This window comes from Geomonas sp., from assembly GCF_035254065.1.
Taxonomy (GTDB): domain Bacteria; phylum Desulfobacterota; class Desulfuromonadia; order Geobacterales; family Geobacteraceae; genus Geomonas.
In genome coordinates this window covers 1-10,005 of the sequence record NZ_DATFBA010000131.1, presented here as the reverse complement: position 1 = coordinate 10,005, position 10,005 = coordinate 1, and the positions used below count along the sequence as shown (strand labels likewise).

9 protein-coding genes and 1 riboswitch are annotated in these 10,005 nt (G+C 60.9%); of the genes, 4 read left to right on the top strand and 5 right to left on the bottom strand.

Annotation, left to right across the window (positions count from 1 at the left end):
• From VJ604_RS06510 to VJ604_RS06490, 5 genes are all read right to left on the bottom strand, one after another.
• Positions 1-1,160: hypothetical protein (locus tag VJ604_RS06510; protein ID WP_324080848.1), on the bottom strand; the 1,160-nt coding region annotated here is incomplete at its 3' end.
• Positions 1,161-1,540: 380 nt separating this feature from the next.
• Positions 1,541-2,389 (bottom strand): HesA/MoeB/ThiF family protein, encoded by an 849-nt coding sequence (locus VJ604_RS06505; protein WP_324080847.1) that lies wholly within the window; start codon positions 2,387-2,389, stop codon positions 1,541-1,543.
• A 1-nt stretch (position 2,390) separates the two neighbouring features.
• A complete protein-coding gene (locus tag VJ604_RS06500; RefSeq protein WP_324080845.1) occupies positions 2,391-2,615 on the bottom strand; it encodes a MoaD/ThiS family protein in 225 nt (74 codons plus the stop codon).
• 60 nt (positions 2,616-2,675) lie between these two features.
• Complete coding sequence (locus tag VJ604_RS06495) at positions 2,676-4,406, bottom strand: aldehyde ferredoxin oxidoreductase family protein (protein ID WP_324080843.1); 1,731 nt, start codon at positions 4,404-4,406, stop codon at positions 2,676-2,678.
• Positions 4,407-4,454: 48 nt separating this feature from the next.
• A riboswitch (molybdenum cofactor riboswitch) is annotated at positions 4,455-4,573 on the bottom strand.
• A 141-nt stretch (positions 4,574-4,714) separates the two neighbouring features.
• Positions 4,715-5,878 (bottom strand): iron-containing alcohol dehydrogenase, encoded by a 1,164-nt coding sequence (locus tag VJ604_RS06490; RefSeq protein ID WP_324080842.1) that lies wholly within the window; start codon positions 5,876-5,878, stop codon positions 4,715-4,717.
• Positions 5,879-6,399: 521 nt separating this feature from the next.
• On the opposite strand from VJ604_RS06490, the gene moaA reads away from it, so the two are divergent.
• The 4 genes from moaA to VJ604_RS06470 all read left to right on the top strand — a co-directional run bounded on the left by moaA (position 6,400) and on the right by VJ604_RS06470 (position 9,707).
• Complete coding sequence (gene moaA / locus VJ604_RS06485; protein WP_324080840.1) at positions 6,400-7,380, top strand: GTP 3',8-cyclase MoaA; 981 nt, start codon at positions 6,400-6,402, stop codon at positions 7,378-7,380.
• A 10-nt stretch (positions 7,381-7,390) separates the two neighbouring features.
• Positions 7,391-7,834, top strand: coding sequence for an MOSC domain-containing protein (locus VJ604_RS06480; protein ID WP_324080838.1), 444 nt, complete (start codon positions 7,391-7,393; stop codon positions 7,832-7,834).
• A gap of 214 nt (positions 7,835-8,048) precedes the next feature.
• On the top strand, positions 8,049-8,237 hold the full coding sequence (locus VJ604_RS06475; RefSeq protein ID WP_324080837.1) for a hypothetical protein: 189 nt from the start codon (positions 8,049-8,051) through the stop codon (positions 8,235-8,237).
• 126 nt (positions 8,238-8,363) lie between these two features.
• Positions 8,364-9,707, top strand: coding sequence for a radical SAM/SPASM family putative metalloenzyme maturase (locus VJ604_RS06470; protein WP_324080835.1), 1,344 nt, complete (start codon positions 8,364-8,366; stop codon positions 9,705-9,707).
• The last annotated feature ends 298 nt before the right edge of the window (positions 9,708-10,005 follow it).

Sequence of the window (10,005 nt, the reverse complement as noted above, 5' to 3'; positions counted from 1 at the left end):
TGCGGTATGCCGGCCGCACTGATCTCAATCACTATGTCCTCCAGGTGGAGGAATGATTCGGAAACGGCGCCGGCGGGCCTGGAGATGTCGATGATCCACACCCCCCCCGGCGTGGGCTGGCCGATCGGGCTGGCATTGAGCAGCGAGTTGTCGCCGCACAACTCCACCGGATGAATCGAACGGCGGTTTTCCACCCGTCCCAGCAGGATGGATGCTCGCCCCGTCTGGTCGACCTCCACGCTTTGCCCCCATCTCTCATAAAGAGCGTCCTCCGGCAGCCGCACGGTCAGTGACCAGGGAACCGCCCCCACCTCTCCGACCAGCCAGGCGCCGATGCCCCGTAACAGGCAGTTGTCATGGGTCTGGAAAAAATCGGGCGGGATGCGGAGTTTGGCGGTGTAGCTGTCCCGCGACTGTTTCAAAACCTGCCATGCGGTGCGCCCCAAGAGTGCGCGGATTGAGACGGCGCGGGTGAACAGCTGCTCGTGCTGCTGGTAACGTACCAGCCACTCCTTGGCGTCGCGGATCCAGATAGCCAGGTTGGTGATCGATTCGCTCAGGGTCTCCGCCTCGGTGGGCAGGGGAGAGGTGAGATCGGCATGATCGTAGATCTTCTTGAGCCCCTGCTCAGCCACCCAGGCGCGGTTGACCGCCTCTTCATAGTCGCGGCAGACCCGCTTGAGGGTGAGGTCGCGCAACTCGTTCAAGGCGAAAGGCTGGCCGGGAGCAGCCAGTTCCCTTTTGCGGAGCACCTCCTCGGTCCCCAGATCCAGAGCGGGCGGCGGGGGAGCTTCCGCCGGCGGCGGCTCGAATTCGGCTTCCACCGTCTCTTCCTCCCCTTCCGTCATCTCCACCGCCGGAGAGGGTGCGGGTTCCTCCTCGTGCGGCGGCTCCTCAGCGTGAGGCGCCTCCTGTTCGGCCGGTTGCTCCGGTTCCCGATACCGGTCCACATCGAAACGCTTTTCCTGCATGGTCAGATGCAGCTTGAACTGGTTCCACGCATAGTCGAGAGAGGAATATTCCCGGTAATCGGCAAGGCATCTATCTATCAGGGCCCCCGCGTCATTGAGTAAAGCTTCGACATGCCAGAAGCGATATCGGGCCGAAAGCACTCTCAGGTCGGGATGATACATTGCGATATTGCATGGCAGTTTACCCATTTGGTACCTCCTGATCATTACCCTTCATCGGTGAAGCTAAATTCGATACCGATGTGTCAGAACGCGAGAACAAATTGGGGCTGCTATCCACTTTACACACTGCGTCTTATTATAAACCATCTTAGCATAACGGTTGTTGAAAGGGATTGATCGGAAGAGGCGGGCAGGGGGCGGGCAGGTAGGAGTGAGGATAAAGACTTTGAATGGGAAAGGCCGGACAGTCCCCTCTCCCGAAGGGGGAGGGTTAGGGAGGGGGAACCCAAGTTTCACAGTGCGAGCAGCCGGCGCTGGCGGGGCAGTGTTCCCCCCTCCCAACCTCCCCCCTTCGGGGGGAGGCGTGTCGGACGGGAGTTTGGATAGAGGTGCGTCGGACGACCGCTTTACGCCGCTTCTATCAGTTCCATCGCCGGCTGGTACGGGATCTCGTGTATCTCCATCGCCAACAGGTCGATGTTCAGCTTGCGGTTGCGGAGCAAGTCACCTTTCCCGAGCAACAGTTTGCAGACCTCGGCGACCTCCAGGCTCGCCACCACGGCAGGGGTGAAGGCGGGATTGCCCAGGTGCTGCTCGATCCCTTTGCCGTCAACCCAGTTGCGGTAGATCTGCTGCACGGTGGTGTCGCCGGGAAGCTGGGTGGCTACGTTGCCGTACCAGCCGCCGATCGCGCCATGCACCATGGGGATTTCGGCGGCGGAGCACAGTGCCGCCATCTCCAGCCGGTAGGAGATGGAATCGAGCGCGTCCACCGCCACATCGACCCCGTCCAGCAAAAGGTAGCCATTCGCCGTGCAGAAAGCCTCTTGTACCGCGGTAACCGTCACTGCAGGGTTGATCTCGGCGACCCGGTCCGCTGCCGCCTCGACCTTGGCCTTGCCAAGGGTGGCTGGGGTGGAGAGGATCTGCCGGTTCAGGTTGTGTTCCTCGAAGATGTCCGGATCGATGGCGACGATGTGGCCGACCCCCATCCTGGCCAACTCCTCGATCACGTAGCCGCCCAGCCCGCCGCAGCCCACCACGGCGACCTTACTGTTGAACAGCTGCAATTGGTCGGCGAGCGAGATGACGTTGCGGTTGCGCTGGTAGCGCGCCGGGAAGATGCCGTGCTCCAGGGCGAGCCGCTCCACGTCGGCAATCTCCATCTGGTACTCCGCGGCCGCTTCGCATTGGGCGCCCCAGGGGAGCAGTCCGTTGTGACTGTTGCGCATCAGGAAATCGACGACGTTTTTCATATCACCCTCCTCCGACCAGCGGGAATAGCGACAGCGTGTCCTTCTCCACCAGGACCTGATCGAGGTTGCCGTGGCGGCCGTTGATGAGGATGATGCCGATCTCCTCTTCGGTAAGCCCCAGGCCCAGCACGATGCTGCGGACGTCGGTTCCCTCAGGCAGCTGCCGCTCATCTATTTTGAACCTGTCGTTTCTGAATGTCGCGAAAAGTTTTATGGTGACTTGCATGACGATACCCTAAACGTAAAAACCCGGCGTGACTTTCGCCACGCCGGGTGCTGTTGCCATCTAGAAGTTCCAGAATTCGTCGATCTCTTCGTCTGAGAAATCCCACACCGCGTTGTGCGGTGCCACCGGCTCGGTCTTGAAGAAGTCCGGCAGACGGTCGTCCTTGTTGGTGAGGCCCGCGTTCAGGTTGAACTGGCGCTCCAGCTTCAGGACGTGCTTGCCGAGGTTGGTCACGTCGTCGCCGGTCAGGGCGATGCCGAAGCGGGCGTTGATCATGTCGATCAGGGCCGGCAGGCACTCGGGGATGTCCAGGGCCGGGAAGGCCACGAAGATGCACATACCGGTGGAGTCGACCGCGGCGGTGGCGATCTGCAGGTTGCGGGAGAGCTCGACCTGGCCGTCCTTCTTGAGCGGGTCCACATAGCCGCCCACGTTCAGGATGTTGGTGGCGATGGTGTAGCCGGAGGTGTGGTCGGCGCCCATGGTGCTGGTCGCGTAGGTGATGCCGATCCCCTTGACGGAGCGCGGGTCGTAGGCCGGGATGCCCTGGTTTTTCACCACCGGTACGCGGACCACGCCGTAGGTGCGGCCGACCGAGCCGGCGCCGCCGCCCAGGATGCGGCCAAGCGGGGTGCCCTTGGCGATCTCGTCGGTCAAAAGGCGCAGCATCCCTTTGGAGTCGCCGAAGGGGAGGATGCCGGCTTCCATGGCCACGCCGAACATGACGGCGGTCTCGATGGAGTCGATGCCGATGTCGTCCATCAGGTTGTCGGCGCGGGCGATGTCGTCCAGGTTGTCGATGCAGCAGTCGGCGCCCAGGCCCCAGATGGTCTCGTACTCGAAGCCGGAGGTGAGGTACTTGCCGTCCTTGTCGTTGTAGACCTGCGAGCACTGGATGATGCAGCCTGCGTGGCAGCCGTGTTTGGTCTTGCCGCCGCGTTCCTTGATGGTGTCGTGCATGGTCTCGCCGGAGATCTTGTCGTGCCCTTCGAACTGGCCGGTGGTGAAGTTCTTGGTCGGCAGGCCGCCGGCCTCGTTCAGGATGTTCACCAGCACGTTGGTGCCGTAGGTGGGGAGACCTTCGCCGGAGACCGGGTGGTCGAGCAGCGCCTTGGCGAACACGCGGGCGGCTGCCTTGAATTTGTCGGGGTCGGCGACCTTGACGCCCGGGGCGCCCTTGTCGTCGATGGAGATGTACTTGATCTTCTTGGAGCCCATGACTGCGCCCAGGCCGCCGCGGCCGTGGCTGCGGATCTTGGAGTCGGGGTCCTTGACCGAGATGTTGGCGGCGGTCATCTTGAACTCGCCGGCCGGACCGATGGTCAGCACGCCGGTCTTCTTGCCGAGCCTCGCTTCCAGCGCCTCGATGACGGCGAAGTTGCCCAGGCCCAGCAGTTCCTTCTCCTCGGAGATGGTGACGCCGTCCACGGTCACGTGCAGGTTGTACCAGGAGTCAGCCTTGGGGGCGCCTTCGATGATCAGCGCCTTGATCCCCATCTTGGCGAACATCTGGGCGGCGGTACCACCGGCGTTGCTCTCCTTGATGCCCCCCGTAAGCGGGCTCTTGGCGCCTGCGGAGAGGCGGCCGGAGTTGGCAGCGGCGGTGCCGGTCAAAAGGCCCGGTGCGAAGCAGAGGACGTTTTCAGCGGAAAGGGCGTGGCAGGTGGGGGGGACTTCGGCGGCAACGATGGTGGAGGTCAGTGCGCGGCCGCCCAGGCCGGCCCAGGCTTCCGGTACTTCTTCGATCTTGACCGTCAGGTCGGTCATGTTTACGCGAAAAATCTTATCCATGCTGAGTCTAGCTCCCTTGTTTAGTATTATTCCCTCGCAACTTCATCAAATTCCAGCGAAGGTACTCCTTTCCAAAAGGGAGGCTCCGCCGTTTCCAGCGAAACCCGTTGGCCGGACGCCGTGAGGTGTATCCTTTTAGGCGGCATGGCTCGGAGATGTATCGTTTTCAGCACCCCCCTTCGGAGAAGGGGGGGAAACTTCAGGCAGTGCCGTTCCCCACCAGCTACCCCCTCCCGCTTGCTCGCGCAACGTCTGGGCGGGAGAGGGTAGTTGACAGGAGGAGAATGCTAACTGCTTGTTACTTCGTCCTACATTGCGGCCTTGAAGATGTCGATGACCTGCTCAAGGGTGGCTTTGCGGGGGTTGGTGAACTGGCAAGCGTCTTTCTTTGCGTTTTCTGCCATCACCTTCAGGTCTTCTTCTTTCACGTTCAGGGCTTTCAGGCCGGTCGGGATGCCGATCGAAGCGGAGAGGCTGCGGATGCGGTCGATCGCTTTCTGGCCGGCTTCGGTGACGGAGAGGCCGTCCACGTTCTCGCCAAGGGCTTTGGCGATGGTGGCGAAGCGCTCCGGGCAGGCGATCAGGTTGTACTGGCTGACGGCCGGCAGCAGGATGGCGTTGCAGACGCCGTGCGGCAGGTTGTAGAAGCCGCCCAGCTGGTGAGCCATGGAGTGGACGTAGCCAAGCGATGCGTTGTTGAACGCCATGCCGGCCAGGTACTCGGCGTAGGCCATCTTGTCGCGCGCCTCGAGGTCTTCGCCGTTGGCGACCGCTTTGGAGAGGTAGCCGGCGATCAGCTCGATGGCTTTGATTGCGCAGGCGTCGGTGATCGGGGTCGCGATGGTGGAAACGTAGGCCTCGACCGCGTGGGTGAGGGCGTCCATGCCGGTGGCGGCGGTGAGTGCTGCCGGCTTGCCGACCATCAGCAGCGGGTCGTTGATCGCGATGTTCGGGGTGCAGCGCCAGTCGACGATCGCCATCTTCACGTGGGTGTCGGTGTTGGTGATGATGCAGAAGCGGGTCATCTCGGAAGCGGTGCCGGCGGTGGTGTTGATGGCGACGAACGGCGGCATCGGCTTGGTGGACTTGTTGACGCCTTCGAAGTCACGGATGTGGCCGCCGTTGCCGATCACCAGGCCAACGCCTTTGGCGCAGTCGTGGGAGGAGCCGCCGCCCAGGGAGATGATGGCGTCGCACTTCTGCTCCTGGTAGACCTTGACGCCGTCGTGGACGTTCTTGTCGGTCGGGTTCGGCTCGGCGCCGTCGAAGATCACCACGGAAACGCCGGCAGCTTCCACCTGCTCCTTGATCTTGTCAGCCATCCCCATGGCGGAGATGCCCTTGTCGGTAACGAGCAGCGCTTTGGATGCGCCCAGAGCCTTTACCTGGCCGCCGGTTTCCTTTGCGGAACCGATACCCATCAGCGATACTGTCGGAATAAAGAATCCATACGTCTGTTCACCTAATGCCATTTTTTCTTCCTCCTGTGTTGTGTTTCGGGTTTCAAACCCGTGTGGCGGTTCCGCCATCCTTAAACTTTTTGATTATGCTGCATACGGTTTCGTAAAACGGTTTTCTAGGGTATCGCAAACCTCGTACCAGTATGATAGCAAGTCCGAATTTTTCTTACGGCCTTACCTTTTTCAGTGACAAATCGTATACTTAACAATTAGGGGGACTTTTATTGCGTATACCGCCCCCGGAATGCCCCGTTCTGAAACAGAGCACGGCCACTGTTCCAAGATGGAACGTGTGTCATGATGTGGAACGCCCACTCTTGACTCCCCTTTCCCCTCTTTTCTCGCCCCTTTCGATACCAGACCTATTTTCGAAAACCGGTTTGTTTCTTCTGTAATCACTAAGTTAGCTCAGTATTTGATCGGCGATCTTCACCATCCATCAGAAGCGGTGAAAAATTGGTATCGATATTGCCAATGTTTACAAACGAGGGCCGTTTCGAGAGGTAATGATTCACGATGGACCGGAGTTTGGGATGGGACTGACTGACGCCTATGGCAGACGTATTAATTACTTGCGGCTTTCCGTGACCGACCGCTGCAATCTTCGCTGCTGCTACTGCATGCCGGCAGAGGGGGTGAGCAAGCTGGAGCACCGCGACCTGCTCTCCTATGAGGAGCTGCTGCGGGTCTCTGAAGCATGTGTCCGGGAAGGGGTCGAGAAGATCAGGGTGACCGGCGGGGAGCCTCTGGTACGCAAAGGGCTGGTGCCCTTTCTCAAGGAACTGTCCGGGCTGGCAGGGCTCAAGGAACTGGTGCTGACCACCAACGGAATGCTGCTCCAGGAGCTGGCGCTCCCTCTGCGCAAGGCTGGTGTGGCGAGGCTCAATATCAGCCTGGACTCCCTCAAGCCCGAGACCTTCGCCCGCGTCACCCGTGGCGGGGATCTCGCCCGGGTGATGTCCGGGATCGTCACTGCCGAGAAGGCCGGCTTTCCGCCGGTAAAGATAAATATGGTGGTGATGCGCGGGATCAATGATCAGGAAATCCTCGACTTCGCAGCCCTCACCCTGAAAAAGGCCTACACCGTGCGCTTCATTGAATACATGCCGACCCTGTGCGACCACGAGTGGGGAGCCCAGTGCATGTCCGGCAGCGAAATCCTGCAGCGCATCTCGGAGCGCTACCCGCTCTTGCCGCTGGTGAGCGCAGAGATGGCGGGACCGGCCAGGAACTTCAGGATAGAAGGGGCGGCAGGGGCGATTGGCATCATAACCCCCATCTCCGGCCACTTCTGCGAGAGCTGTAACCGGATCAGGGTCACCGCGGCCGGGCGGGTGAGGAGCTGTCTCTTTTCGGAACAGGGCGTGGATCTCAAGCCGCTGCTGGCTATGTCTGACGATGACACGCTCCGGCAGACCGTGCGGCGGATCGTGAACGAGAAGCCTGGCCGTCACCACCTGGCCGAAGAGCAGGAAGAGAAGCAGCGAGTGAACATGTCGAGGATCGGCGGGTAAGGAGGGCAAGATGACCGGAGTGATCGTTGCGGTAAGCATCAGCACGTCGAAGGGTGAGCGGAAGACCCCGGCTCCCCTGGTGCACGTACGTGAGAACTACGGCATCATCGGCGACGCCCATGCCGGCGACTGGCATCGCCAGGTGAGCCTGCTGGCCCAGGAGAGCATCGACAAGATGCGGGCGATGGGGCTCGACGTCAACGCGGGTGATTTCGCTGAAAACCTGACCACCAGCGGAATCGACCTGCTGGCACTTCCGGTCGGCAGCAAGCTGGCCGTGGGACCGGTGGTGCTGCAGATCTCGCAGATCGGCAAGGTCTGTCACACCCGCTGCGCCATCTACTACCAGGCCGGCGACTGCGTGATGCCCAAGGAAGGGATCTTCGCCACCGTCCTGAGCGGCGGCGTGATCAGGCCCAACGACACCATCGAGATCTTGGAACTCGCCGCCTGACCCCATCCTCACCCTGTCCCTCCCATCGAAGGGGAGGAGACGTCAGGCGGGACGACGCCGGTGACCGGCTTACTTCCTTCGCCTTCTTCCAGCGATCCATCCCCTACAAGGGGGGGCAGGGGTGAGGATGGGGGAGCGACTGAAGAAGCAAACAACGAATCACGAGCTGTCATGGACAGCACAAATAAAGCAGAAAGCATCAAAGGGGGAAGTTATGAAGACAGCAAAGGACAAGAAGGGGAACATCATTTCTTTCAGGATGAGCGACGAGGAGCGTGAGGCCGTTCAGCAACTGATGGAAAGCAAGAACAAGAAGGCGTCCTCCATCATGCGCGAGGCGTTCAACCTGTTCAGGGAGCAGTGGGAGATGTCCCGCCGCATGGAAAACCCCATCGAAAACTAAGCCGCAGAACCAGCGCACAAGCGTCCGAACGTCCCGATAACCTGTCCGAAAGTTCCCTCTCCCGAAGGGGGAGGGTTAGGGAGGGGGGAGGGGAGCACAACCGGGGAGCACAACGCAGGAGTCATCATGCATCATCAATCGTCGGCAGCAACCAATCTGGCGCCTGAACTCGAACCGGCTTTCCGGGATCATCCGACCAAGCTGTTCGTGGAAACCACCAGCCGCTGCAACCTGAACTGCGTCATGTGCATGAAGCAAAACGGCGATGGTGCCTCCTGCGACGGCGACCTCGATCATCACCTGTTTGCCGCCCTTGAACCGGCGCTGACCACCGTGGATGCGCTGGTGTTGAACGGGGTGGGGGAGCCGCTGCTCAACAACAGGCTGGAGCAGTATATCAGCCGCGCCAAACGGCTGATGCCCGCCGGCAGCTGGACCGGTTTCCAGTCCAACGGGCTTTTGCTCTCGAACCTGCGCGCCATCTCGCTGTTGGACGCCGGCGTCGACAAGATCTGCCTCTCCATGGATGGCGTCGACTCCTCCACCTTCGAGAGCATCCGGACCGGCAGCGAACTGGCCGACCTGGAGCACGCACTGTCCGCGCTGGTGGACGCCAAGCGGATCTGCGGCCGTCCTGAGATGGAGATCGGCGTCGAGTTCGTGGTAATGCGTGAAAACCTTACCCAGCTTCCCGCAGCCGTGGCATGGGCGGCGGAGCGCGGCGTCAGCTTCGCGCTCGTCTCCCACCTGCACCCCTTTGACGACGTGCATGTCGCCCAGTGCAGCTACGACCTCTGTACCGACGAAGCCATTTCCCTGTACCAGAGCTGGAAGAGCAAGGCGGAGCTCAAGGGGATCGACATCACCCGCTATTTCGGGGAGCTGTGGCATTTCTACAAATCCCGATCCCCGGAGGCCCGCGCCATCATCGACTTCGTCGCCGCCATGAAGGCGGACGCGCAGCGCCGGGGGATCACCCTGGACCTCAAGCGGTTGTTCGCCATGAACGGTGAGCGGCTGGCCGAATGCCAGGATGTCTTTGACGAGGCGATGGTGGTCGCCCGCCAGGCAGGGCTCGACCTGAGACTGCCGGAAATAGTCCGCCGCGAAAAGCGAAGCTGTTCCTTCATCGAGGAGGGGAGCGCCTTCGTGTCATGGCAGGGGATGGTGCATCCCTGCTACCACCTCTGGCACCACTGCCGTTCCTACGCGAACGGCTGGCTCCATCCGGTCAAGCCCCGCGCCTTCGGTAGCCTTACCGAAAGCAGCATCCTCGACATCTGGAACAGCAGCGAGTTCCGCAGCTATCGCTACAACGTCGTCACCCACAACTATCCCTCCTGCTCGGAATGCAACTTTTCCCCCTGCGACCTGGTCCAGGAAGAGGAGTTCGTCCAGGACTGCTACGTCAACACCGAGCCGTGCGGCAGCTGCCTATGGAACTCCGGCGTATTCCGCTGTCTCGACTGACCTCGTCACCGACTATCCTCCTTCGGAACTTGCCTCAACTCAATCCGCCTATGCCAACACCCCCTCGCCCTCCGGGAGAGGGCCGGGGTGAGGGAAGCCGCGTATCCTCGTGGAAATTTCCCCCACCCTAACCCTCCCGTGGGGAGAGGGGACAGCTGTCTGTGGCGACAATGTGAAATCAATAACTGGGGCAAGACTAAACCGGATAGAGTTGGGGCAAGGGAGGGTTTTTCTTTAAAGGCAGCTTTAACCTTACATGTGCAACTATTGGTAAAACCGCACTAAATACTACGTGAAA

What these genes read in the sequence shown, in the direction of transcription:
- moaA (WP_324080840.1), top strand. Translation starts at nt 6,400, where the DNA reads ATGGGACTGACTGACGCCTATGGCAGACGTATTAATTACTTGCGGCTT.
- VJ604_RS06490 (WP_324080842.1), bottom strand. Translation starts at nt 5,878, where the DNA reads ATGGCATTAGGTGAACAGACGTATGGATTCTTTATTCCGACAGTATCG.
- VJ604_RS06495 (WP_324080843.1), bottom strand. Translation starts at nt 4,406, where the DNA reads ATGGATAAGATTTTTCGCGTAAACATGACCGACCTGACGGTCAAGATC.
- VJ604_RS06470 (WP_324080835.1), top strand. Translation starts at nt 8,364, where the DNA reads ATGCATCATCAATCGTCGGCAGCAACCAATCTGGCGCCTGAACTCGAA.
- VJ604_RS06505 (WP_324080847.1), bottom strand. Translation starts at nt 2,389, where the DNA reads ATGAAAAACGTCGTCGATTTCCTGATGCGCAACAGTCACAACGGACTG.
- VJ604_RS06480 (WP_324080838.1), top strand. Translation starts at nt 7,391, where the DNA reads ATGACCGGAGTGATCGTTGCGGTAAGCATCAGCACGTCGAAGGGTGAG.
- VJ604_RS06475 (WP_324080837.1), top strand. Translation starts at nt 8,049, where the DNA reads ATGAAGACAGCAAAGGACAAGAAGGGGAACATCATTTCTTTCAGGATG.
- VJ604_RS06500 (WP_324080845.1), bottom strand. Translation starts at nt 2,615, where the DNA reads ATGCAAGTCACCATAAAACTTTTCGCGACATTCAGAAACGACAGGTTC.